Source organism: Streptomyces sp. UG1 (genome assembly GCF_049974585.1).
Lineage (GTDB): Bacteria > Actinomycetota > Actinomycetes > Streptomycetales > Streptomycetaceae > Streptomyces.
Map to the genome: position 1 here is coordinate 231,091 of NZ_JBNGGG010000005.1, position 23,383 is coordinate 254,473.

At 71.1% G+C, this 23,383-nt stretch carries 18 protein-coding genes; 12 read left to right on the forward strand and 6 right to left on the reverse strand.

The annotated features are described in order from the left end of the window. Positions 1-35 precede the first annotated feature (35 nt). The 7 genes from ACP4J3_RS08010 (at position 36) to ACP4J3_RS08040 (ending at position 13,391) form a co-directional block, all read left to right on the forward strand. Complete coding sequence (locus ACP4J3_RS08010; RefSeq protein WP_426531933.1) at positions 36-3,104, forward strand: protein kinase; 3,069 nt, start codon at positions 36-38, stop codon at positions 3,102-3,104. A 152-nt stretch (positions 3,105-3,256) separates the two neighbouring features. Then, positions 3,257-4,972 carry a serine/threonine-protein kinase gene (locus ACP4J3_RS08015; protein ID WP_426531842.1) on the forward strand — a complete coding sequence of 572 codons (1,716 nt, stop codon included), beginning with the start codon at positions 3,257-3,259 and terminating at the stop codon, positions 4,970-4,972. A 119-nt stretch (positions 4,973-5,091) separates the two neighbouring features. Then, entirely contained in the window at positions 5,092-6,231 is a 1,140-nt protein-coding gene (locus tag ACP4J3_RS08020) for a serine/threonine-protein kinase (RefSeq protein ID WP_426531844.1), read from the forward strand. 110 nt (positions 6,232-6,341) lie between these two features. Beyond that, entirely contained in the window at positions 6,342-8,018 is a 1,677-nt protein-coding gene (locus ACP4J3_RS08025) for a serine/threonine-protein kinase (RefSeq protein WP_426531846.1), read from the forward strand. Between the two features lie 38 nt (positions 8,019-8,056). Next, the gene (locus ACP4J3_RS08030) at positions 8,057-9,823 is read left to right on the forward strand and encodes a protein kinase domain-containing protein (RefSeq protein ID WP_426531848.1); all 1,767 of its coding nucleotides are present in this window, start codon (positions 8,057-8,059) and stop codon (positions 9,821-9,823) included. 131 nt (positions 9,824-9,954) lie between these two features. Continuing rightward, a complete protein-coding gene (locus ACP4J3_RS08035) occupies positions 9,955-11,568 on the forward strand; it encodes a succinic semialdehyde dehydrogenase (protein ID WP_426531850.1) in 1,614 nt (537 codons plus the stop codon). A 29-nt stretch (positions 11,569-11,597) separates the two neighbouring features. Beyond that, positions 11,598-13,391 carry a GMC oxidoreductase gene (locus ACP4J3_RS08040; RefSeq protein ID WP_426531852.1) on the forward strand — a complete coding sequence of 598 codons (1,794 nt, stop codon included), beginning with the start codon at positions 11,598-11,600 and terminating at the stop codon, positions 13,389-13,391. A 97-nt stretch (positions 13,392-13,488) separates the two neighbouring features. On the opposite strand, the gene ACP4J3_RS08045 is transcribed toward ACP4J3_RS08040, so the two are convergent. Continuing rightward, positions 13,489-14,565, reverse strand: a complete 1,077-nt coding sequence (locus ACP4J3_RS08045; RefSeq protein WP_426531854.1) for an LAETG motif-containing sortase-dependent surface protein — start codon at positions 14,563-14,565, stop codon at positions 13,489-13,491. A 1,003-nt stretch (positions 14,566-15,568) separates the two neighbouring features. Between ACP4J3_RS08045 and ACP4J3_RS08050 the strand changes: the two genes are divergently transcribed. Beyond that, positions 15,569-16,006: a hypothetical protein gene (locus tag ACP4J3_RS08050; protein ID WP_426531856.1), complete on the forward strand. Its 438-nt coding sequence runs from the start codon at positions 15,569-15,571 to the stop codon at positions 16,004-16,006. Between the two features lie 272 nt (positions 16,007-16,278). On the opposite strand, the gene ACP4J3_RS08055 is transcribed toward ACP4J3_RS08050, so the two are convergent. Then, positions 16,279-16,410 (reverse strand): hypothetical protein, encoded by a 132-nt coding sequence (locus ACP4J3_RS08055; RefSeq protein ID WP_426531858.1) that lies wholly within the window; start codon positions 16,408-16,410, stop codon positions 16,279-16,281. 22 nt (positions 16,411-16,432) lie between these two features. Here ACP4J3_RS08055 and ACP4J3_RS08060 point away from each other — a divergent pair, with 22 nt between their 5' ends. Next, a complete protein-coding gene (locus ACP4J3_RS08060; RefSeq protein ID WP_426531860.1) occupies positions 16,433-17,122 on the forward strand; it encodes an RHS repeat-associated core domain-containing protein in 690 nt (229 codons plus the stop codon). Between the two features lie 26 nt (positions 17,123-17,148). After that, positions 17,149-17,517, forward strand: a complete 369-nt coding sequence (locus tag ACP4J3_RS08065) for a hypothetical protein (RefSeq protein WP_426531862.1) — start codon at positions 17,149-17,151, stop codon at positions 17,515-17,517. 594 nt (positions 17,518-18,111) lie between these two features. On the opposite strand, the gene ACP4J3_RS08070 is transcribed toward ACP4J3_RS08065, so the two are convergent. Together ACP4J3_RS08070 and ACP4J3_RS08075 are read right to left on the reverse strand one after the other, a co-directional pair. After that, complete coding sequence (locus ACP4J3_RS08070) at positions 18,112-18,483, reverse strand: hypothetical protein (protein ID WP_426531864.1); 372 nt, start codon at positions 18,481-18,483, stop codon at positions 18,112-18,114. After that, positions 18,480-18,743: a hypothetical protein gene (locus ACP4J3_RS08075; RefSeq protein WP_426531866.1), complete on the reverse strand. Its 264-nt coding sequence runs from the start codon at positions 18,741-18,743 to the stop codon at positions 18,480-18,482. The genes ACP4J3_RS08070 and ACP4J3_RS08075 overlap by 4 nt, the downstream gene beginning before the upstream one ends. A gap of 190 nt (positions 18,744-18,933) precedes the next feature. Here ACP4J3_RS08075 and ACP4J3_RS08080 point away from each other — a divergent pair, with 190 nt between their 5' ends. After that, positions 18,934-20,097, forward strand: coding sequence for a hypothetical protein (locus tag ACP4J3_RS08080; protein ID WP_426531868.1), 1,164 nt, complete (start codon positions 18,934-18,936; stop codon positions 20,095-20,097). A 556-nt stretch (positions 20,098-20,653) separates the two neighbouring features. On the opposite strand, the gene ACP4J3_RS08085 is transcribed toward ACP4J3_RS08080, so the two are convergent. Next, positions 20,654-20,935: a chorismate mutase gene (locus ACP4J3_RS08085; RefSeq protein WP_426531870.1), complete on the reverse strand. Its 282-nt coding sequence runs from the start codon at positions 20,933-20,935 to the stop codon at positions 20,654-20,656. A 357-nt stretch (positions 20,936-21,292) separates the two neighbouring features. Here ACP4J3_RS08085 and guaA point away from each other — a divergent pair, with 357 nt between their 5' ends. Beyond that, the gene (gene guaA / locus ACP4J3_RS08090; protein WP_426531872.1) at positions 21,293-22,867 is read left to right on the forward strand and encodes a glutamine-hydrolyzing GMP synthase; all 1,575 of its coding nucleotides are present in this window, start codon (positions 21,293-21,295) and stop codon (positions 22,865-22,867) included. A 21-nt stretch (positions 22,868-22,888) separates the two neighbouring features. On the opposite strand, the gene ACP4J3_RS08095 is transcribed toward guaA, so the two are convergent. Beyond that, positions 22,889-23,362, reverse strand: coding sequence for a pyridoxamine 5'-phosphate oxidase family protein (locus ACP4J3_RS08095; RefSeq protein WP_426531874.1), 474 nt, complete (start codon positions 23,360-23,362; stop codon positions 22,889-22,891). Positions 23,363-23,383 lie beyond the last annotated feature (21 nt).

Below are 23,383 nucleotides of genomic sequence, written 5' to 3' on the forward strand. Positions count from 1 at the left end.
CGGAATTGACTGACATGGCGGCCGGGGGAGGCAACGTGGAGGAATACGCGGGGCGTGTGCTCGCCGACCGCTACCGCCTGCCGCTGCCGCCCTCCGACGAGTACGAACTCACCGAGACCCGCGCCTTCGACACCTACAGCGGGCAGGAAGTCCTCGTCCGGCAGGTGCCGTTGCCCGAAGTCGTCGAGGCGGAGGTGCTGGACGCCGAAGGGCTGCCCGACGGATTCACCGCACGGGACGCCGGGGAGCGCGGGGCGGGGCGGCGGCCCGCGGCGCGTTCGAGTACGCGCCGGCCCAGTGACCCCGCCGTGCGGCGGGCGGTCGAGGCGGCGCAGGCCGCGGCGCGGATCCCCGACCATCCCCGGCTGGACCAGGTCTTCGACGTGTTCGCCGAGGGCGGCTCGTTGTGGATAGTGAGCGAGTTGGTGGCCGCGCGTCCGCTGGCCGCACTGCTCGCCGAGCAGCCGTTGACGCCGTATCGGGCGGCCGAGGTCGCCTCCGACGTGCTCATGGCGCTGCGGGTGCTGCACGCGCATGGCTGGGTGCACCGCAACATCACCGCCCGCACGGTGCTCGTCTGCGACGACGGCCGGGTCATGCTGACCGGGCTCGCGGCCGGGGCCGCGGAGGAGGCGCTGTGCGGGTACGACCCGGTGCCGGCCGAGGACGGTGACGGCGGCGCGGGCGGCGGGGCCGTGGCGGTCGGGGGTGGCGCGGCCCCGGGCGGCGGGCCGGCTCCTGGCGGAGGCTTTGGCGGCGGGGGCGGTGTCGGGCCGGCCGGACAGCGCCCGGGGGCCGCCTCGGTGAGTGGGCCCGGCATCGACGGTACGGATCCGGAGGCTGCCCGGCGTGCCGCGATCGAGGCGCGTGCGGCGGGCGGGCTGCCGGTGGCCGCGGCCGATGAGGGCGACGGGACCGGGGCCGCGGGGCAGGCGCCGGGCGGTGCGCTGGAGACCGGCGGGGACATCAGGGCCGCGCGGGCCGGGGCGATCGCCGCGTATCGGGCGGGCGCCCGTGCGGCGGCCCGGGTGCAGGAAGGCCGGCAGAACGGACGCGTCGCGCTGCCCGGCGCCCGCCCGGAGCCCGAAGGCGGCCCCGCGTCCCAGACCAACGGCGCGGCGCAGCAGCCGTATGCCCCCGGCAACGGTGGCGCGACGTCGCCGGGGCAGCAGCCCTACGCCCCCGGCAACAGTGGCACGACGCCGCCGGGGCAGATCGCCGACCCGTACGGCGTGGAGGCCATGCCCTGGCACGGTGCCGCGTCGCGTATCGGAGCCGGTGGCACACCGACGGAAGAGGGCCCCGAGCGCACGGCACTGCCACCGGCGGGCCAGGGCACCCCGCCGGGGTTCCGTACACGTCCCGGCGAGGACCCGCCCGCACCGGGCTTCGGCGGGCTGCCGACCGGCGGCTTCTCCGAGGGCGACCCGCTCGCTCCCGGCTTCGGCGGGCGCCCTGGTGGTGGGATTCCGGCCCGTGAGGGCGGGGCAGGCTCACCCGCCCCGGGCTTCGGTGGGCGTCCCGGCGGCGGGATTCCGGCCCCTGAGCGCGAGGCGGGCTCGTCCGCTCCCGGTGTTCGGGGCTTCGCGGGGCCCGGTGGTCCTGCTCAGGGAGCCGGTGGCTTCTCCGAGGGCGGTCCGCTCACCCCCGGTGTTCGAGGCTTCCCAGCTCCCAGCGCCGCCCCCGCTCCCGGGCCCGATGGTCTCCCCGAGGGTGGTCTGCCCGCAGCCGGAACCACAGCCTCCCCCGCACAGGGCACCGGCACCCCGCCCCCGGCCCGCTGGAACGACCTCGTGGCTGGCACCCCCGGCACCCCCGGCCACCGGGGCACCCGCGGTCCCACCACCGCGCTCGCCGCGGAGCGGGCGCGGCAGGCGCGGATGGCTGTGGTCGGGCCCGTGACCGAGCGGTGGGCGCCGGAGCAGGCCGGGCCCGTGCACGAGAACTGGCAGCTCGCCGCGCCGATCGGGCCCGCGACCGATCTGTGGGCGCTGGGGGCGCTGCTCTTCCGGGCCGTGCAGGGGCACGCGCCGTATCCGGAGGAGTCGACGGCCGAGCTGGTGCAGATGGTGTGCGCGGAGCCGCCCGCCTTCGCCGAGGAGTGCGGGCCGCTCAGGCCGGTCGTGGAGTCGCTGCTGCGTCAGGACCCCACCGAGCGCCTCGACTTCGAGGAGCTGCGGGGCTGGCTGCGGTCGCTGGTGCGGTCGGCGCCCGAGCCGGATGCCGGTACGTATGTCGTCGCCGCGCCGCCGGTCGACCCGAACCGGCTGCCGATCGTGCGCCGCCGGGGCGAGCTGGTGCGCCGGCGGCGGGCCGGGCTGCCCGCGCACCACGGGCGGCACAAGCGGGCCAAACGGGAGGCGGCGCCCTCGCCCCGCAGGCTGGGGCGTACGTTGCTGGTGCTCGTGCTGCTGGGCATGGCCGCGGCGATCGCGTACGCCATGCTGTTCATGCCGAAGGCCGGCCAGGGCGACGGCGCCACGGCGGACGCCGGCCGCACCGGTGCCGCGGGCCAGGCCGACCAGGCCGAGCCCGAGGGCTCCGCCGAGGCGAGCAGTGAGCCGCGGCCCGACCAGACCTCCCCGGAGTCCGACGGCGGTCCCACGGAGTCGGCCGGTTCCACGGAGCCGCAGACCAACGGCCCCGAGGTCCCCGACGGCTTCACCCTGCGCAAGGACGACGCCGGCTTCCAGGTCGCCGTCGCCAACGGCTGGAACCGCACGCCGAAGAACGGAAGCGGGCAGGTCGTGTACTCGCACGGCGACTTCGACCTCATCGTCGTACCGGGGCGGGACACCACGGACCGGTACGGCAGCGACCCGATGGTCTACCAGCGGGAGCACGAGCGCGAGTTGCAGCCCTACCGCGACTCCAGTTGGGCCTCCTCCGGTGGGCTGAAGACCATTCGGGTCGGCGAGCGGGTCATGGCCGAGGGGCAGTTCACCTGGACCGACGACCAGGGGCGCGAGCTGTTCGTGCGCAATCTCGCGATCCTGATCGGCGGGCGGTACCACGTGGTGCAGTTGCGCGGTCCGGACGCCGAGCGGGACGAGGTGACCCGGCTGTTCGAGCAGGCGTCGGCGACGTACCAGGTCACCGGGTGATTGTGCCCGCGGACGCAGGGTGATGGTTGCTTCCGTTTGCCGAAAGCGACAACCATCACAGTGCGGTCTCCTTGGCACCCCCGTGGTTCCGGTCGCGTCGGCCGGTCCTTACCCTGACCCTGTCAAGACCATTGCGGGGCAACGTGAATCAGATGCAGGGCCAGCTCGTTTCGGGTCGCTACCGGCTCGCCGACGCGATCGGCAGCGGCGGTATGGGCCGTGTCTGGCGTGCCCACGACGAGGTGCTGCACCGGGCGGTGGCGATCAAGGAGCTGACCGCCGCGCTCTACGTCTCCGAGAGCGACCAGGAGCGGCTGCTCGCGCGCACGCGCGCGGAGGCCCGCGCCGCCGCGCGCATCAACCACTCGGCCGTCGTCACCGTGCACGACGTGCTGGAGCACGACGGCCGGCCGTGGATCGTGATGGAGCTGGTCGAGGGGTACTCGCTGGCCGACGCGGTCAAGGAGCGCGGACGCGTCGAGCCGGCCGAGGCCGCCCGGATCGGCCTGTGGGTGCTGCGGGCCCTGCGCGCCGCGCACTCCGCGGGGGTCCTGCACCGCGACGTCAAGCCCGGCAACGTGCTGATCTCCGCCAACGACGGCCGCGTCCTGCTGACCGACTTCGGTATCGCCCAGATCGAGGGTGACACCACCATCACCCGCACCGGAGAGGTCGTCGGCTCGGTCGACTACCTCGCCCCCGAGCGCGTCCGCGGCCACGACCCGGGCCCCGCCTCCGACCTGTGGGCGCTCGGCGCGACGCTGTACACGGCCGTGGAGGGCCGCTCGCCGTTCCGCCGCACCTCGCCGCTGGGCACCATGCAGGCGGTCGTCGAGGAGGAGGCCGCCGATCTGCAGCACGCCGGCTCGCTCGGGCCCGTGATCACCGCCCTGCTGCGCAAGGATCCGGCCACCCGGCCCGGCGCGGCCGAGGCCGAGCAGATGCTGGCCGAGGCTGCGGAGGGGCGGCGGCCGAGCGCGGCGCAGGTGTACGTGCCGACGCAGCACACCCGGTACGAGCCGGAGGCGCACAGTGCCGGGCACACGCCGGAGGCGCACACGGGCCGCGGGCACGCCGGCGCGCCCGCGGCCACCGGGGCGGCGACCGCGGCGACCGGCACGCCGTACCCCCCGATGGCCGGTCCGACGACGATCGGCCGACCGTACGACACAGGCGGCACAGGCGCCGGCACCGGAGCCCCGCCCGCCCCGCCGGCCCGCAAGCGCCGGAAGCTGCGCACGTTCGCCCTCGTCGTCGCCCTCGCCGCGATCGTCGGCGGCGGGACCGCGGTAGCGCTGCAGGAGTGGGGGCCCAAGGACGGCGGCGGCACCTCGGCCTCGGTCACGCCCGGTCCCACGGCGAGCGAGTCGCCGCGCCCGGAGGGAGGCGTTCCGGCGTCCTGGGAGCGCTACGAGGACCCCCTCGGCTTCAGCCTCTATCTGCCCAAGGGCTGGGAGCGGGAGGTGGTCGGCAAGGAGTTCGAGGGTCTCCAGCAGGTCGACTACACGCCCGACGGCGGCAAGCACTTCGTCCGGATCGCCGTCGACACCTCGCCCGACTTCGCGAACGCCTACGACCACCAGCGTGACCTGGACGACTATTTGAGGCCGAGGCTGGTCGACTACGCGACCGTGTCGCTGAAGAAGAACCTCTACCGCGACCGCGAGGGCTCCCTGTGGGAGTACACGTGGACCCAGCTGGCCAAGGACTCGCCCTTCCCCGGGCCGCGCCGCGCCATCGACCAGGCGTACATCGACCGGGACGGCACGGAGTACGCGATCCTCATGTCCACGCCGGAGTCGGACTGGGCGACGAAGCGCAAGCAGTTCTCGGCGGTCCTCAAGGGCTGGCAGGCGAGCGGTACCTGAGTCTCGAAGGGGCGGCCTTCCAGGCCGGCACCGGCGGCTTTTGAAGTCGTTTGCTCCTTTGCATAGTTGGCCGATCGGCGCCCCGGAGTCGATCCATCCGGTGCGGCATGATGGGGCGCATGGGGACCGAGAGCGCCAATTTCCGTGTGATCGCGGGGCGTTACCGCCTCGAGGCGAGGCTCGGTCGCGGCGGCATGGGTGTGGTGTGGCGGGCGACCGACCAGTTGCTCGGACGGCAGGTGGCCGTCAAGGAGCTGCCCCTCGACGAGACGCTCTCCGCGGTGGAGTCCCGGCGGCAGCGCGAGCGCACGCTGCGCGAGGCCCAGGCGGTGGCACAGTTGAGCCACCCGAACGTCATGGTCGTCCACGACATCGTCGAGCACGACGAACGCCCCTACATCGTCATGGAGTTGATCGACGGCGACTCCCTCGCCGACCGGATCGCGACACACGGGCCCGTCGACGCGCCGGAGGCCGCCCGGATCGGCGCCGACCTGCTGAACGCGTTGCGCACGGCGCACGCGGCCGGCGTCCTGCACCGGGACATCAAACCGGCCAACGTGGTCATCGAGAACGGCACCGACCGCGTGGTCCTCACCGACTTCGGCATCGCCCAGGTGCCGGGCACGCCCACGCTCACCGAGTCCGGGTCCTTCGTCGGCTCGCCCGAGTACACCGCGCCCGAGCGGATGTCCGGCGGCGGCACCGGCCCCGCCTCCGACCTGTGGTCGGTGGGGGCGCTGCTGTGTGCGGCCCTGAGTGGCGAATCTCCGTTCCGACGCGACTCGTTGAGCGGCACCGTGCTCGCCGTCGTGGCCGAGGAGATACGTCCGCCCGCGCAGGCGGCGCCGATCCTGGCCGTCGTACAGGGGCTGCTGGAGCGGGACCCGGGGCTGCGGTTGGACGCGGTGGCGGCGGAGCGGATGCTGCGGGAGTTCCTGGAGACGGGGCACGCCTCCGTGCCGAAACGGTTCAGCAGAGCGGAGCGTCCGTACTCGACCCGCAGTGTGCTGGCCACGGTCGTGCTGGTCGCCGCGGTGGCGGTGGCGGGGGTGTCGGCGGCGGCGCTGCTGGTGAGAGGGGGTGGGGACGGGGGTGTGGTGCCGACCGGTTCGGCGCCGGGCACGTCGGTCGGACGGCCGAGTACGGCGACCGCCTCCCGTACGCCCGGTCCGACTCCCTCGCTCACCCCGTCTCCGTCGCCGAGCACTTCGGGCACAACGGGTACGTCAGCTCCGGCGCCCGCCAACTCCGAATAATCCGCCAACTCCGAATAAAGGGGAGATAAGTAGCACTGTGAGTCACGGCTCTGTGACCGGAAAGCGATCCCTCTGGCTCCCGTACCGCCCGCCGCGATATGGATGGAGCCATGAGCAGCAACGGGGGAGCCCCTTACCGGTCCGACGAGCCGACGAGTTTTGAACTGCAACCGCCGCAGCGGAACCCGCCCGCGCCCGTCCCGCACCCGGACAACCCGTACGCGGCGCCCGCCGGGGCCGTACCGCAGCAGACGGCGCCCGCCCGGCCTGCGTCCCCCGCCGCGCCCACCCCCACCCCCGACCCGGGCACGGGTCGGTTGATAGCCGGCCGCTACCGGCTGCTGGCCAAGCTCGGGCACGGCGGCATGGGCACGGTCTGGCGAGCCAAGGACGAGACGGTGGACCGCGAGGTCGCCGTCAAGGAGCCCCGGGTACCGGATCATCTTCCCGAACGCGAACGTGACAACGCCTTCGAGCGGATGCGCCGCGAGGCCCGCGCCGCGGCCCGGCTCGACCACCCCGCGGTGGTGAACGTGCATGACGTGGCGGTCGTGGACGGCCGGCCGTGGATCGTGATGGAGCTGGTGCAGGGCCGTTCGCTGGGCGACGCGTTGCAGGAGGGCACGCTCGGGGCCCGGGACGCGGCGAGAATCGGCCTCGAAGTGCTCGGCGCGCTGGAGGCCGCGCACGCGGCGGGCATCCTGCACCGCGACGTGAAGCCGGACAACGTCCTGCTGGGCCGGCACGACCGCGTCGTCCTCACCGACTTCGGCATCGCCCAGATCGAGGGCGAGACCAACCTGACCGACACCGGCGGCTTCGTCGGCTCACCCGAGTACATCGCGCCCGAGCGGGTGCTGGGCCAGCGCCCGGGCCCGGCCAGCGACCTGTGGTCCCTGGGCGTCGTGCTCTACGCGGCGACCGAGGGCGTCTCGCCGTTCCGGCGCAGCAACACGCCCGCGACGCTCCAGTCCGTCCTCAACGCCGTGCCCGCGGCGCCCGCCGCCGCGCAGGGCCCGCTCGCCGAGGCCATCAACGGCCTGCTCCAGAAGGACCCGGCGCGCCGCCCGAACGCCGCGCAGACGCGAGCGCTGCTGGAGAAGGCGGCCGATCCGCCGGCCCAGGCCGCCACGCAGGTCGTGCGGATCCCCGAGGGCGTCAAGGCGGGCATCCGGCTGGGCCCCAAGGCCCTGCTGGGACTCGGCGCTGCGGTCGTCGCGGCGGCGGCGACGGCGTACCTGGTGATCGCCGACCCGTTCGCGGGACCGCTGCCGGACCACTGGACGACCCAGCAGGAGAAGGCGCTCGGCGCGACGCTGGCGGTGCCCGACGGATACAAGCGGGCCCAGCCCGAGAAGTCGGACGACGACCACTGGGTCACGTACACCGACGAGAGCGGCGCCGTCTGGATCGGCCTGTCGCTGGAGAAGAAGGCCGAGGACACGAGCAGGAACATCGCCGACTCCGCGGCCGCCGAGATGTACGACGACAACAGCGAATTCAAGGAGAGCGGCGACTACAAGCTCGGCATGTCCGAGGGCGCGACGACCGTGCCCGAGGGTGAGACCACGTACCAGGGCAAGCCGGCCGCCGAGAACACCGTCGTCTACAAGACCACCGACAGCCAGAACCCGCGCCCGCGCGAGATGAGGATCTTCTACTACAAGACCTCCGCCGGGGACATGTACAAGCTCACCATCAACTACCCCGGCAAGGGCGACTTCACCGACCGCGGTCGTGAGGTGGCGCGGACCGCCATCGCGAACCTGGACATCGACAAACTCTGAACTGGCGGAGTGCCCGCCCCGCAGGGTAGGCATGGGGCATGAGCGACGACGGTGGCGGCGCCGGACCCAACGGGCGTGTGATCGGCGGGCGTTACCGCCTGGTCGAGCGCATCGGCTCCGGCGGCATGGGCACCGTCTGGCGCGCGGTGGACGAGCTGGTGGGCCGCGAAGTCGCCGTCAAGCAGCCGAGGCTGCCCGGCGATCCGGAGGACGCGGGCCATCAGCGCGCCGCCCACCGGCTCTACCGCGAGGCCCGCGCCGCCGCCCGCGTCGACCATCCGGCCGCCGTCTCCATCCATGACGTCGTCGTGGAGGACACCCTGCCCTGGATCGTCATGGAGCTGGTCCGCGGCGAGTCCCTGCACGAGGTCCTCCAGCGCGGCCCCGTCGAGGCGACCGAGGCCGCCCGCATCGGCGTCGCCGTCCTCGGCGCGCTGCGCGCCGCGCACGCCGTCGGCATCGTCCACCGCGACGTCAAGCCGGCCAACGTGCTGCTCGGCCGGCATGACCGCGTCGTCCTCACCGACTTCGGCATCGCCCACATCCAGGGCGAGGAATCCCTCACCGTGAGCGGCGAGTTCGTCGGTTCGCTGGAGTTCATCGCGCCCGAGCGGATGTCCGGACGGGGCGCGGGACCCGCCTCCGACCTGTGGTCGCTGGGCGTCCTCCTGTACGCCGCCGTGGAAGGCTGGTCGCCCTTTCGCCGTACGACCCTGGAGTCCACGCTCGCCGCGATCCTCGCCGCCGACCCGCCCGAGCCGAAGCAGGCGGGGCCGCTGGGGTCGCTGATCGTGCGGCTGCTGGTGAAGGACCCCGAGCGGCGGCCCGGCGCGGACGAGGTCGCGGCGGTGCTGGAGGCGGTGGCGCAGGGCTGGCCGCTGCCGGAGCCCTTCGGGGGCGCGGCGGTGGCGGGGCCTCAGGACGCTTCGGGACTGCGGGAGTTCGCGGAGGACTCGGGGACGGTACGGCTGAGTGGTGGGGCGACGTCTGGCGGGGCGGAGCCCGACGGCGCGGAGCCCGACAGCGCGAAGCCCGACGGCGCGGGTGAGCCGGAGGCCGGACCGGAGCCCCAGCCCGAGCCCGATCCCCGGTCCGAGCCTGAGCCCGAACCGGCCACAGGAACCACCCCTGAACCCACGACCGCCTCCACACAGCACCCGAAGCCCAAACGAAAACGCCGCTCCTGGCTGCGCCCCGCCCCCTTGGCCGCCCTCGGTGTCCTCCTCGTCGCCGGCACCTGGCTCACGACCACCTCCTTCCTCGTCGACAAGGACCAGGACAAGGTCGACAGGGTCAAGGAGGTGACCGCCACCTCCACCCCGACCCCCACCACCGCCACTCCAACGCCCGCCCCCGGCACCTGGATCGAGCACCGCGAGCCGGACATGGACGCCGTCCTCTTCCTCCCCGGCGAATACAAGGAGGCCGCGCGGGAGGGCGGCGCCGGCGACCAGCCCCGGCTCGTCGTCTACGACATCGGCCTCGTCCAGGTCCGCCTCACCCAGTGGGACAAGGCGCCGCGCCCGCTGCTCGACCAGGCGCAGGAGGCGCACAACACCTGGGACAGGTACAACCACGACGCCAGCACCCAGGCCACCCGCACCGTCTTCAAGGGCTACGACGCCGTCCTGTCCGACACGACGTACGGCATGGAGGAGTCCCCGACCCGCGTCATGCAGCTCATCGTGGTCACCGGTGACGACCGTATGTACGAGCTGCGCGTCGACATGCCCAAGGGCACGCCCACGGAGAAGAAGGGAACCGCGGTCTTCAAGGGCGCCCGTGACCGACTCGAGATCGAGTGATTCGGCGAAGACTCGGCGACGCCCTGATCAGCGCGTTTGTTGCCAGTGGACACTGGCGCCATGTGAGCACTCGGTGAATCCGCGTTACCGACGGGTACACAAAGCCCCCGCTCCGGCATACCCTGCGCCTCATGACGGACGCGCAGGCCCCGGCCAAGACCGGCACCAACCCCCTCGCCCCCGCCCCGCAGGGCGCCCGTACCGCCGCCGACGTGGTCACCCCCGAGCTGGTGGCACAGCTCACCAAGGGCGTGGCCGGCTCCGGCCGGACCGCGAACCACACGCCGTTCACCGGTGAGAAGCTGGCCGACCTGCCGGAGTCGACGCCCGAGGACGTGGCGAAGGCCTTCGAGGCGGCCCGCACGGCGCAGGCCGTCTGGGCGCAGGTCCCCGTGCGGCAGCGCGCCGCCGTGCTGCTCCGCTTCCACGACCTGGTGCTCGAACGCCAGGCGGAGGTCCTCGACCTCATCCAGCTCGAGACCGGCAAGGCCCGGCTGCACGCGCACGAGGAGGTGCAGGCCGTCGCCGTCGCGGCCCGCCATTACGGCCGTAAGGCACCTGCGTACTTGAAGCCCAAGCGGCACGCGGGCGCCATGCCGACCCTCACCCGGGTCACCGAACTGCGCCACCCGCGCGGCGTCGTGGGCCAGATCGCCCCCTGGAACTACCCCCTCGAACTGTCCGTCGGCGACGCGCTCCCCGCCTTCGTCGCGGGCAACGCCGTCGTCATGAAGCCGGACACGGAGACCTGCCTGACCGCCCTGTGGGCCCGTGACCTGCTCATCGAGGCCGGTATGCCCGCCGAGGTCTTCCAGATCGTCCTCGGCGAGGGCCCGGTCGTGGGCCCCGAGGTCGTCCGGCACGCCGACTACGTCTCCTTCACCGGCTCCACCCGCACCGGCCGCGAGGTCGCCCGGGGCGCCGCCGCCCGACTGGTCGGCGTCTCCCTCGAACTCGGCGGCAAGAACGCCATGCTGGTCCTGGAGGACGCCGACGTCGAGAAGGCCGCCGCGGGCGCCGTCCGCGCCTGCTTCTCCTCCGCCGGCCAACTGTGCATCTCCATCGAGCGGCTGTACGTCCACGAGTCGGTCGCCGACGCCTTCGTCGAGCGCTTCGCCGCCCGCACCAAGGCGATGCGGCTGGGCAAGTCCCTCGCCTACGGCGCCGACATGGGCTCACTGGTCGGCGAGCGGCAACTGGAGACGGTCACCCGGCATGTGGAGGAGGCCGTCGAGAAGGGCGCCAAGCTCGTCGCGGGCGGTGTGGCCCGGCCGGACATCGGCCCGTACTTCTTCGAGCCGACGATCCTCGACGGAGTCGAGCCGGAGATGACCGTCTGCACCGAGGAGACCTTCGGCCCGGTCGTCTCCCTCTACCGCTTCAAGACCGAGGACGAGGCGATCGAGCACGCCAACTCCACACCGTACGGCCTCAACTCCTCGGTCTGGACGAAGGACGGCCGCCGTGGCCGCGCGGTCGCCGCCCGGCTGCGCACCGGCACGGTCAACGTCAACGAGGGCTATGCCCCCGCCTACGGCAGCGTCCAGTCGCCCATGGGCGGCATGAAGGACTCCGGCCTCGGCCGCCGCCACGGCTCCGAGGGCATCCTCAAGTACACGGAGGCCCAGACCGTCGCCCAGCAGCGGCTGCTGCCGATGGCGCCGTCGCTGGGCATGGACGACGAGAAGTACGCGCAGTTCATGAGCCGGAGTCTGAGGTTGATGAAGGCCTTGCGCTTCAAGTAACAACCCCCTGTTCTCAACGAGGAGAGCACGTGCCACAGGACGACACCTACGACTACGACGTGATCGTCGTCGGATCGGGCTTCGGCGGCTCCGTCACCGCCCTTCGTCTCACCGAGAAGGGCTACCGCGTAGGCGTCCTGGAGGCCGGCCGCCGCTGGACCCGCGAGAGCCTCCCGAAGAACTCCTGGGACCTCAGGAACTACTTGTGGGCCCCGCGGCTCGGCATGTACGGCATCCAGCGCATCCACCTGCTGGGCAATGTCATGGTGCTGGCCGGCGCGGGCGTGGGCGGCGGCTCCCTCAACTACGCCAACACCCTCTACGTACCGCCGAAGGCCTTCTTCGACGATCCCCAGTGGCGGGACATCACCGACTGGCAGGAGGAGCTGAAGCCGTACTACGACCAGGCCAGGCGCATGCTCGGCGTACGGCTCAACCCGACGATGACCCCCTCCGACGTCCATCTGAAGGCGGCGGCCGAGCGGATGGGCGTGGGCGACACCTTCCACATGGCGCCGGTCGGAGTCTTCTTCGGGGACGGGGAGGACGCCGAGGGGGAGGCGAAGGCCAAGCCCGGGCAGGAGGTCCCCGACCCGTACTTCGGCGGGGCGGGCCCGGCGCGCAAGGCGTGCACCGAGTGCGGCGAGTGCATGACGGGCTGCCGCCACGGCGCGAAGAACACCCTCAACGAGAACTACCTCTACCTCGCCGAGAAGGCGGGCGCGGTCGTCCACCCCCTGACGACGGTCGTGTCGGTCACGGACGACTCGCAGGGCGGTTACGCGGTGGCGACGCTGCCGACCGACGGAAGGAAGAAGGGGAAAGGGAAGGCGAAGGGGAGGCTGTTCAAGGCCCGCCGGGTGGTGATCGCGGCCGGTACGTACGGCACCCAGACCCTGCTGCACCGCATGAAGGCGGGCGGCCAACTGCCGTACCTCTCCCCGAAGCTGGGCGAGCTGACCCGCACCAACTCCGAGGCGCTGGTCGGCGCGCAGACCGACAACCGGCGTTACCGCAAGGCGACGGGCGAGCCCAAGGTCGACTTCACGCAAGGGGTCGCCATCACCTCGTCCATCCACCCGGACGAGAACACCCACATCGAGCCGGTCCGCTACGGCAAGGGGTCGAATTCGATGGGCGGCCTGTCCATCCTCCAGGTGCCGTACGCGGAGGGCTCGTCGCGGATCGCTGCCTGGCTGGCGAACGCCGCCCGCCACCCCCTGCTCATCCTGCGCTCCCTGTCCAACCGCCGCTGGTCGGAGCGGACGATCATCGGCCTGGTGATGCAGTCGCTGGACAACTCGCTGACGACGTACCTGAAACCGGACGGCGTCGGCAAGGGCCTGCTCACGGCCCGCCAGGGGCACGGGTCCCCCAACCCGAAGCAGATCAAGGCGGCCTCGGAGGCCGCGTCGGCCATAGCCGCCGACATCAACGGCTTCGCCGGCTCCAACGTCGGCGAGCTGATGGGCACCCCGCTCACCGCCCACTTCCTCGGCGGCTGCCCCATCGGCGACTCGCCCGAGACCGGCGTGCTCGACCCGTACCACCGGCTGTACGGCCACCCCGGCATCTCGGTCGTCGACGGCGCGGCGGTGTCGGCCAACCTGGGCGTGAACCCGTCCCTGACGATCACCGCGCAGGCCGAGCGGGCGATGTCGTACTGGCCCAACAAGGGGGAGGCCGACCCGCGTCCGGAGCAGGGGGCGGCGTACGAACGCCTGAAGCCGGTAGAGCCGAAGACGCCGGCGGTTCCGGCGGAGGCGTTCGGGGCGCTGAAGCTGCCGTTCCTGGAGATGCCGGCGGTGCCGCCCAAGAACTAAGGCACGTACCCACACATGGAGAAAGGACCTGCGCCCCCCTCCGAGCGCAGGTCCTCCCCTTTCTTGCGTTGAGCCAGTTGAGGCGGCGGCCTGAGCCTTACGCCTCGGCACCGACCTTGCGGCGCTTCATCGCGAACATCACGCCGGCGCCGGCGACGATGGCGATACCGCCGATGGTGGCGATGACCGGCAGGTTGGAGTCGGAACCGGTCTCGGCGAGGTTGCCCGTGATCTCCTTGACCTCACCCTGCGGCTTCTTGTCCGAGTCGATGCCCGAGGGCTTCTTGCCGTTCGGCTTGGCGTCGTCGACGTCACCCGGCTTGCTGCCCGCCGCCAGCACCTTGAACTCGTAGAACTCGCCGTTGCCGTAGCAGATGTCGGAGCTCTCGCCCGCGTAGATCGCCTGGCTCATGGTGTACGACGAGCCGGCCGGGGCGGACGCCTTCACTCGCACCCGAAGGTCCAGCGTGGCGGTGGAGTTCGCCTCCAGCGTCTCGAGGGAGGCGGCAAAGCTGCCGGTGAAGTGGATCTCGCCGTCCTCGGTCTCGAAGGACTCCTGGAAAGCGCTGGTCCACTTGCCGTCCTCCTTGACCTGGACCTCGGCCAGGTCCATGGAGAGCGAGTGGCCCTCGTTCACGCCCGCGTACTCGGTGAACGCCTCGATGAAGACGTTCTTCAGGTCCTTGTCGGAGTCGTTCGTGGCGACGAACTGGAAGTTGTGCCAGCCGGAGCCCGCGACGATCTTGTTGGGCAGGCCGGAGATCTGCGCGGTGAGGTTCTCGTCCGTCTCGAAGGACATGCAGTCCTCGTAGGGGTCCCACGGCTTTTCGTCCCCGGGGGCGCTCTCCGAGGGAGACGGGCTCGCGCTCGTGCTCGCGCTCTCCTCGGGGGCCGGGTCCTCTTCCTCCTCCGCAGGAGCCGACGTGGTCTCCTCGGGGGCCGGGGAGGTCTCCTCCTCCTCGGGCGTGGTCTCTTCCTGAGTCGGGGCCGACGGCTCCTCGGTGGGCGCGGTCGGCTCCTCCGTGGGCAGTTCCGCCGGGGCGGTCGTGCTCTCTTCCGACACCGGCGGCGTCGGGTCGTCACCAGTGGCGAACGCGACCGGCGCGGACAGCAACGCGATCGGCGCTATGACAGCCGTCGTGGCCGCGGCGGCCAGTGCACGGCGAAGCTTCATGAAGACCTCGGAAAGTCCGGGAGTGCTGCGACACAGCAGCACGCGCTGAAGGGAGGCCTCCGCGTGTGGGGCGCGGGTGTGGCCCTTGTTTCGCACGGTTGGATCGGCGACGCCTGTGAATGGTTGTGCCTTGACTAACAGATTTCTTATGTGGCCTGCGTCACATATCTGATGATCCTGATTTGGGCGCTCTTGTCATGCGACGGTCACCACATCGAGATGTGGAGCTCCGTGGAGACCTTGTGCCACTTCGGTAGATCATTTTAGGAAATCCCCCACTTGTTCAACTGGGGTGGGGAGAACCGTGCGCTCGGCACGTCCGCTTGTTGTCGCTGTCGCCTTCGTTCGGGCCGTCATCGCCGGAACCGAGCAGGTCGCACTGGCTGTCGACCCGTCGACGGGCGGTTCCTCCGCCGAAGACGCGCCTGATCAGCGATGGGGTTCGGCGGAGGAACCGCCGCCACACCGCGTCCACCGACGCGACGGACGCCGCCGCGAAGGGCGGCCACGACGGACCGCTCACCGGCCGCGGCGAACTCCCCGCAGACGAAGGCCCGCACGACCTACACGTACGACGCCCTGGGCCGCATGGAGAAGCAGGTGGAGCCGGTCTCCGCCACCGAGTCCATCGCCACCACCTTCGGCTACGACGAGGTGGGCAACCGCACCCGGCTGACCGACGGACGCGGCAACGAGACGGTCTACACCTTCAACGGCTGGGGCCTGCCGGAGTCGACGATCGAGCCGTCCACGACGGCCCACCCGAACGCGGCCGACCGCACCTGGACCACGGTCTACGACAAGGCCGGCCAGGCGGTGACGGAACTCCTCCCGGGCGGGGTGAAGCGCGAGCGCACCTACGACGGCCTCGGCCGCCTCACCCACGAGACGGGTACCGGCGCGGAGGCGATCACCACGGACCGCACGCTGTCTTACGACCTGGCGGGCCGCATGACCTCCGCCGGCACCGACGACCCGCTCACGCCGAACCGCCGACGGCCATATGACCGAGCGGACGGACGGGAAGTACACCACCTCCTACGGCTACGACGCCGCCGGCCGCCCGGAGTGGCTGTGGAACGAGATGACCGGCGCGGACATCTGGTACGACTTCGACGCCGCCGGCCGCCCGGTCATGGAGCAGTACGCCATCCAGCCGGACGGCTCGACCGAGTGGATGGAGGCGGCGCGCCGTTCCTACGGCTACGACAGCCTGGGCCGCCTCACCGACGACATCATCACCACCCCGGACGAGGCGACCGAGATCGCGTCCACCACCTACGCCTACGACCTCGATGACCGCCTGACCTGGAAGCAGACCAGCGGCACGGCAGGCGCGGGCGAACACGTCTACGGCTACGACCAGGCTGACCGCCTCCCTACTGGACCCACGACGGCTCGACCACCTCGTACGCGTGGGACGCGGCCGGCAACCGTGTGAAGGCCGGTTCGGCCACGGTGACGTACGACGAGCGCAACCGCCTGCTGACCGACGGCACATCGACGTACACCTACACGGCGCGCGGCACGCTCGCGGCGGTCGAAACGGGCGCGAACTCCCGCTCCCTCGCCCTTCGACGCCTTCGAACGCAAGGCGACCGACGGCGCCACGACGTACACCTACGACTCCCTGGACCGCGTCGCCAGGCACGGCACCACCGCGTTCCGCTACGACGGCGGCTCCAACAACCTCCTCGGCGACGGCACCACCGACTACAGCCGCACCCCGGACGGCTCCCTGCTGGCCGGCACCGACGGCACCACCACCCCGTGGTCCATCACCGACCAGCACACCGACCTCGTCGCGGGCCTGTCCATCGACGGCACCACGGTCACCGGCTCCACCGCCTACGACCCCTTCGGCACCGTGACGGCCACCAACGGCAGCACCCCGGCCCTCGGCTACCAGTCCGGCTGGACCGACCCGGACAACGGCGACGTCAACATGGCCGCCCGCTGGTACCAGCCCGGCGCCGGCGCCTTCTCCTCCCGGGACACCTGGCTCCTCGACCCAATACCGTCCTCCGAGGCCAACCGCTACACCTACGTCGGCGGCGACCCACTCGGCTCAACCGATCCCACCGGCCACATACGGCACATCGACTCCGGCGGCGGATACGCATCAACCGGCGCCCTGGGCAGCAGGGCTCCTTCTGGTCGCAACACACGCCCGCGCGCCGGCACTGGAGCCAGAGCCGTCGGCAAGGTTACGAGGCCCCGGGTGCACCGCCCGAAGCCCAGACGCACCCAACGGGATCCCGCATCCACCAGCCGTCCCTACCCTTCATCGGGCCGTCCGGTAACCGGGCGCCCAGCCAGCCGACCGACTACCTCCCATTCGACCAGCCGCCCGAACTACGGCACCGCCTACAGAGGCAACACCCCTGACCGCCCGAGCGGCACACCCCGTACCTCGCCCAACGTCCGACCGCCCAAGCCTCCCACCCCACAGAACCCCAACCGGGGCTCGCGCCCCACGCCGGCGCCCGTGAGACCGGCACCGAAGCCACGCGTCGATGTCGCCCGCATGCAGCGAGCTCCTTGGAGCGGGCTGTAGTGGTGGACCAGCGGATATTCACGGAAATGGCTTCGGCAGAAGCATCGTTGGAGTCGAGCGACCTGACCGTGATGGATCCGGTCATTGTGCAGGAGGCCGAGACGGGGGAAGGGGGCGCTGCTTCTTTTGAAGGGCCTGATCGTGACCGCAATATCGTGTACCTGCCGCGTAGAGAGCATGCCGGTCAGTGCGTTGCGACCGGCGCCTTCGCCAGCCTGACGCAGGCGGACTACACTTCGCCGCCACGGAAGAAGCTTGATTTTCCGCTGCCTGGTCTTCAGACGCTCCCAGTGGACAACCGGGCACGCGGTCACTTGATCGGATTCACGATGGGCGGCTCAGGCCGGAAGTTTCGTTCAGGTGGTTCCCGTTTATGGCGATCCCAAATTAAGTGATGTCGCATTTGAATGAGCTGCGGCGAATTCTGGGGCCGTCCCCTTGGAACGAGGAGCGCAGCTTTTCAGACGTGGAGCGCAAGTGGGGGATCATTGTGCCCTCAGATGTCAAGGATGTCGGCCTCCTTTACGGCGACGCGATGGTGAGTGACTTCCTGTTCATCTTCGGGCCGGACCACTATGGTTCCGAAAGGGCATTGGGGTCATGCGGTCGATGGTGACAGACTCTTCCTCGAAGACCAAGGGAATGGATTGTGGACAGTTTCTGCCTTTCGCCGGGACTGGGGGGGCTGGTGCGAAACCGACCTCCCGCTCATTGATTGGCTTGTGAGGGTTTTCGAAGGGAGGTTGGCGACGGAGTGGATGCCTGAATGGCCCGAGACTCATTGGTTTGAGACTGTCTGATCAGTCGCTTGGTGGCCGTCCCTTGATGCATGGCCCCGCTGTCGAAGAGCGCATCTGCGTCGCATAAAGGGGGCCCGCAGCACCATGGCCGACAAGCCGTCCGAGCACCACGGAGCGGAACCGTCGGTCGACCGTCTCGCAGAGCGGTGCGGACTGGGGGCTCTGGGTTTTGGAGGTGATAGTGCACCCTCACGGTTTGCCGATGTCCACCGCCCATACACCCATCCCGTCATAGGCCTCGGGAGTAGCGGTGAGCACCTGGCCCTCGGCGGTGTCCGAAGCCGCGGCGTAGACCGCGTGCCCGAAGGGCCAGTCCAGCCCGGCGGCCACCACCTGCTCCACCGCGGCGGCGCCGGCGAAGTCGAGGGGCAGGAACTCCAGGCCGGGCAATGCGCCGACATGTGCCGCGGCGCCCGGAAGCTCCAGGCTCGCGGCGACCAGACACAACGCTGGAACATGCGCCCGCTGGGCGGGGTCGTCGACCTCGACCACGGCGAGCCCAGAGAGTAGTCGGTGCCCACGGCACAGGGCGAGGACCGCCGTGTGATCCAGAATGATCACCTGCGACTCCCTACCTGCCTGGCGGCAATCGCGGCACGCCACTCCTGCGCCTCGCGCACATCGTCGTCGGTGAAGTCAGTCCGCAGGTGAGCCCGGACGTAGGTAACGGCGCGAGCAGTCCGCTCGGCGCGCTCGGCCTCGGTGGGCGTCGCGGACACCACGCGCTCCACATATGCCCGTGTGCTCAGACCACGCTCCTCGGCCAGCGTGCGGAGTCGGTCCCTTGTCGATTCGCTGATCTTGATCGTGGTGTCACCCATGAAGGAAGAATACAACTGAATACCACCTCATGGGTCGCAGAGCCGAAGTGGATTCTGTCGCCAACGGCTGGGGCAGGGGCCGTCACACGGGTGAGGTGGCCGACGTACGCTCAGCTGCCCAGTAGCCGACCGACAGGAAGTGCACAGCACCGTGGCAGACAAGCCGTCCGAAGGGTCCAGACCGGAATCCGTGCCCGAGACCGAGGCCGGTTCCGGTTCGCCCTCGTCCGCACCGGAGCCCGTAGCGGACGACGTGTGGGAGAAGTTCGTCCAGGACACCGAGCGCGACATACGGGCCTCCGCCCCGAAAGAGCCGTCCGCGCGAGCCCGCATGGTCACCGAGCGGCTCCGGCAGCAGGAAGCGCGGGGCGAGTTGCCGCCGGGGTGGCGTACCGGGCCCGCCTGGCAGGAGATGGACGGGCGGGCCGCCCGGCGTCGTCGGCGGTGGGCGATCGTCGGTGTGCCGCTCGCCGTGGCCGTCGCTGTCGTGGCGATACGGCCCTCGCTGATACCCGGTGAGCCATTCGGCACCAGCAGCACCACCGCCTCGTCCCCGGAGGGCCCGGCCGCGTCGCCGCTCCCGGCGGAGACCGCCGCCCCGACGGCCCCGCCCTCTATGGCTGCTCCCGAAACACCCACCCTGACCCGGCCGTTCGCCGGCTCGCCGGCCGAGCGCTGGGCCGACGGCGAGGCCGGCATCACACCGCCGAAGGCCACCCCGGTCGGCTCCCTGTCCAAGGGCCAGGTGGAGCAGGCGCTGCAACAGACCAGAAAGCTCCTGGTCGACGCCAACCTCGACCCGGCCACGCTCCGCGGCGAACGCCCGGAAACCGCCCTCGGCGTCATCGAGCCCCGCCAGAAGGAACTGCTCGACCTGCTGACCACCGCGCTGCGCAAGCCGGACAAGGACCACGACCCGCTGTGGATGTTCAGCCGCTTCGACCCGGACGAGGTGCGGCTCGCCGGTGACGTCGTCAAGACGCGCGGGCGCATGACGTTCAAGGCGGGCGAGCACGCCTCCGTCGTCGTGCACGCCGACTACACCTTCGTCTACCCGCTCGTCCGCGAGGGCTCGACCGAGGTGGCCCGCACCATCATCCGCCGGGTCGTCGACGTCGAACTGTCCGACCCGGCGAAGTACCAGGTCACCCCGGGGAAGATCGCCGTACTGCGCTACGACCAGGAGATCGGCAACTCGGCCTGCGACGTGTACGACGGCTATCTGCACCCGCAGTTCGACTCGGCGCCGCCCACCGGCGCACCCCCCACCGGCCCGACGACGGATCCGTACGACCGCAGCAAGGACCTCGACGTGGACCGCGCGCAGGAGTGCGGAACCGTCTCCCGCACCTGACACATGGCGCGACCGGCATGAGAAGGGCCCCGCAGGGCGGAGCCGCGGGGCCCTTCTATCGTCAGCACCGACGTCAGGGCAGCGTCGGTGCCTGGGGAAGCGGCGCCGGGGGGTTGCGCCGCTGTTCATGGTCCATCGGTGGTCTCGACCTCTGGCAGTGCGGGGAGGCACGACCGGGCCGGGGGCAATGCGGGATGGGGCTGTGGGACTGGGGGCGGTGGGACCGGAGCTTTGCTACGCATCGTGCTGGAAGGAACCGGCCTCCGCAACCTTTCGAACGGGCCTTGTACTCCTTCTTACCTTCTCGCCCTTTCCGCCGGTCGGCCCCGGGCGTCCCCGGAGCCGACCTCTCTTGGGTGACCGGGCTGCTGTCCCCTGCCGTCCGGTCACTCTTCTGGAGCGAGGTCCCACGGCGCACGGTGTGAACCGTCCGCCTCATCGCTCCAGCGAGCCACGCGTGGTTCTCTCGGGCCCGCCCCTGGCTGGCACGGACACCGGTTCCAACGAAGCGATGCAGGACGCGTCACGCTCCGTACGGGTGAGAGGGGCACCGAACTCAGATGCGACCCCGGCACAGTTCGAGCAGCGTCATGGCCAGGGACGTGCCCGGCTTGCCCAGCGCCTCGCTGTAGTGGCTGAGGACCTCCATCTCACGGGAGAGGTTCACCCGCCGGCCGCCGGAGGTGATCCGCGCCTCCTGGATGACGGCCGAGACGGCCATACGCTCCTGGATCAGACCGATGATCCGGTCGTCCAGGGCGTCGATGCGTTCACGGGCACCGGTGATCACGTCGGCGGCCTCGGGGGTGCGGGCGCCGGTCACGTCGATGGTGGTCATGGGGGCTCCTTGTCTGCTCTGCGTTCTGCAGGGGTGTTCTGTGTTCTGCAGGGGCCGCCCCGGAGCGACAGGGCCCGGAAACGTCAGGCGCCCCGGACCTTGTCGGCCCGGGGCGCCTGGGAAGTCGCTTGTCAGTTGCTCAAGCAGCACGACCATGGCAGCCGGCGGGCCGGGTGCCATAGGTAAAGAGGAAGGTCGGGTGCGTGAGCATGGGGCCAGTATGCCGGGCCCCGCGGAGGTGTCCAAGCCGGTTCGCATCCTGAGACAGGCTGAGACGGGGCTTGGCCAGGAAGGGGCCCCGCGGATCCCGGTAGACTCGGCCCCACACACACCTCGCTCACCGCCGGAAGGCAACCCGTGTCATCAGCGAACCCCGCCGCCACCGACACCGTCCTGGTCGTCGACTTCGGCGCGCAGTACGCCCAGCTCATCGCCCGTCGCGTCCGCGAGGCCCGGGTCTACAGCGAGATCGTGCCGAGCACCATGCCGGTCCAGGAGATGCTCGCCAAGAACCCGGCGGCGATCATCCTCTCCGGCGGCCCCTCGTCCGTGTACGAGGAGGGCGCCCCCCGTATCGACCGCGCGCTGTTCGAGGCCGGCGTCCCCGTCTTCGGCATGTGCTACGGCTTCCAGCTCATGGCGCAGAGCCTGGGCGGCACGGTCGACAACACCGGCGCCCGCGAGTACGGCCGCACCGACCTGCACGTCTCGAAGTCGTCCTCCACCCTCTTCGAGGGCACCCCGGCCGAGCAGCACGTGTGGATGTCGCACGGCGACGCCTGCTCCGCCGCCCCCGAGGGCTTCACGGTCACGGCCTCCACGGACGTCGTCCCGGTCGCCGCGTTCGAGAACGACGAGCAGAAGCTCTACGGCGTCCAGTACCACCCCGAGGTCATGCACTCCACGCACGGCCAGCAGGTGCTGGAGCACTTCCTGTACCGGGGCGCGGGCCTGAAGCCGGACTGGACCACCGGCAATGTCATCGAGGAGCAGGTCGCCGCGATCCGCGAGCAGGTCGGCGACCGGCGCGCCATCTGCGGCCTGTCCGGCGGCGTCGACTCCGCCGTGGCGGCGGCCCTGGTCCAGAAGGCCATCGGCTCCCAGCTCACCTGCGTGTACGTCGACCACGGCCTGATGCGCAAGGGCGAGACCGAGCAGGTCGAGAAGGACTTCGTGGCCGCGACCGGCGTCCAGCTCAAGGTCGTGGACGCCGAGGAGCGGTTCCTGACCGCTTTGAAGGGTGTCTCGGACCCCGAGGAGAAGCGGAAGATCATCGGCCGCGAGTTCATCCGGGTCTTCGAGCAGGCCCAGGCCGAGATCATCGCGGACCAGGGCCCGGCGGTGGAGTTCCTCGTCCAGGGCACCCTGTACCCCGACGTGGTCGAGTCCGGTGGCGGCACCGGCACCGCCAACATCAAGTCCCACCACAATGTCGGCGGCCTGCCCGAGGACCTCGAGTTCAAGCTCGTCGAGCCGCTGCGCAAGCTGTTCAAGGACGAGGTCCGGATGGTCGGCCAGGAGCTCGGCCTGCCGGACGAGATCGTCCAGCGCCAGCCGTTCCCGGGCCCGGGCCTGGGCATCCGGATCGTCGGCGACGTGACGAAGGAGCGGCTCGACCTGCTCCGCGAGGCCGACGCCATCGCCCGCGAGGAGCTGACCGCGGCCGGCCTCGACCGGGACATCTGGCAGTGCCCCGTGGTCCTGCTCGCGGACGTCCGCAGCGTGGGCGTGCAGGGTGACGGACGGACGTACGGCCACCCGATCGTCCTGCGGCCGGTGTCGAGCGAGGACGCGATGACCGCCGACTGGTCGCGGCTGCCGTACGACGTCCTGGCGAAGATCTCGACGCGGATCACCAACGAGGTGCGGGACGTGAACCGCGTCGTTCTCGACGTGACGTCGAAGCCGCCGGGGACGATCGAGTGGGAGTGAGCCCCATGGGCTTCACGGGCCCTAGGTGCGCCTGATCGTGCGCAAGGGCTCGCCGGGCTGCCAGATCTGGACGACGAGGTACTTGTCGTCCTCGATGTAGGTCCGCACGACCTCCGTGAGCTCGGTACGGAAGAGGTGGAACGGCTCCGGCGGTTCCACCTCTTCGCCGTACGCGGCCTTCTGCGCCGGGTCCTCCACCTCGATCGCCCGGCCGCAGATCCGTACGTCACCGCCGCCCATCGACTGCCCCTCGCCGGGGTTCGCCTGGAGCGCGAAGCGCGGGTCGCGGCGCAGGTCGAGGGCCTTGAGGGAGTTCGGCATCATGCCGAGCCACAGCTCGCCGTTGAGGAAGCGGACCTCCAGGCCGGTGGTGCGCGGGGAGCCGTCCTTGCGGAGGGTGGCCAGGACGTGGTGCGTGAAGGCGCCGAAGCGGTGCTCTGCGGTCTTCGCGAGCTCCGGTTCCGCCTCGGTGAAAGTTGCCCAGTTCGCTGTCATACGGCGAGTGTGGCGCTCATA

Excerpts from the sequence above, each read along its gene's own strand:
- ACP4J3_RS08045 (WP_426531854.1), bottom strand. The coding sequence starts at position 14,565 with ATGAAGCTTCGCCGTGCACTGGCCGCCGCGGCCACGACGGCTGTCATA.
- ACP4J3_RS08015 (WP_426531842.1), top strand. The coding sequence starts at position 3,257 with ATGCAGGGCCAGCTCGTTTCGGGTCGCTACCGGCTCGCCGACGCGATC.
- ACP4J3_RS08085 (WP_426531870.1), bottom strand. The coding sequence starts at position 20,935 with ATGACCACCATCGACGTGACCGGCGCCCGCACCCCCGAGGCCGCCGAC.
- ACP4J3_RS08095 (WP_426531874.1), bottom strand. The coding sequence starts at position 23,362 with ATGACAGCGAACTGGGCAACTTTCACCGAGGCGGAACCGGAGCTCGCG.
- ACP4J3_RS08065 (WP_426531862.1), top strand. The coding sequence starts at position 17,149 with ATGGCTTCGGCAGAAGCATCGTTGGAGTCGAGCGACCTGACCGTGATG.
- ACP4J3_RS08035 (WP_426531850.1), top strand. The coding sequence starts at position 9,955 with ATGACGGACGCGCAGGCCCCGGCCAAGACCGGCACCAACCCCCTCGCC.
- ACP4J3_RS08050 (WP_426531856.1), top strand. The coding sequence starts at position 15,569 with ATGACCGAGCGGACGGACGGGAAGTACACCACCTCCTACGGCTACGAC.
- ACP4J3_RS08025 (WP_426531846.1), top strand. The coding sequence starts at position 6,342 with ATGAGCAGCAACGGGGGAGCCCCTTACCGGTCCGACGAGCCGACGAGT.
- ACP4J3_RS08030 (WP_426531848.1), top strand. The coding sequence starts at position 8,057 with ATGAGCGACGACGGTGGCGGCGCCGGACCCAACGGGCGTGTGATCGGC.
- ACP4J3_RS08020 (WP_426531844.1), top strand. The coding sequence starts at position 5,092 with ATGGGGACCGAGAGCGCCAATTTCCGTGTGATCGCGGGGCGTTACCGC.
- ACP4J3_RS08075 (WP_426531866.1), bottom strand. The coding sequence starts at position 18,743 with ATGGGTGACACCACGATCAAGATCAGCGAATCGACAAGGGACCGACTC.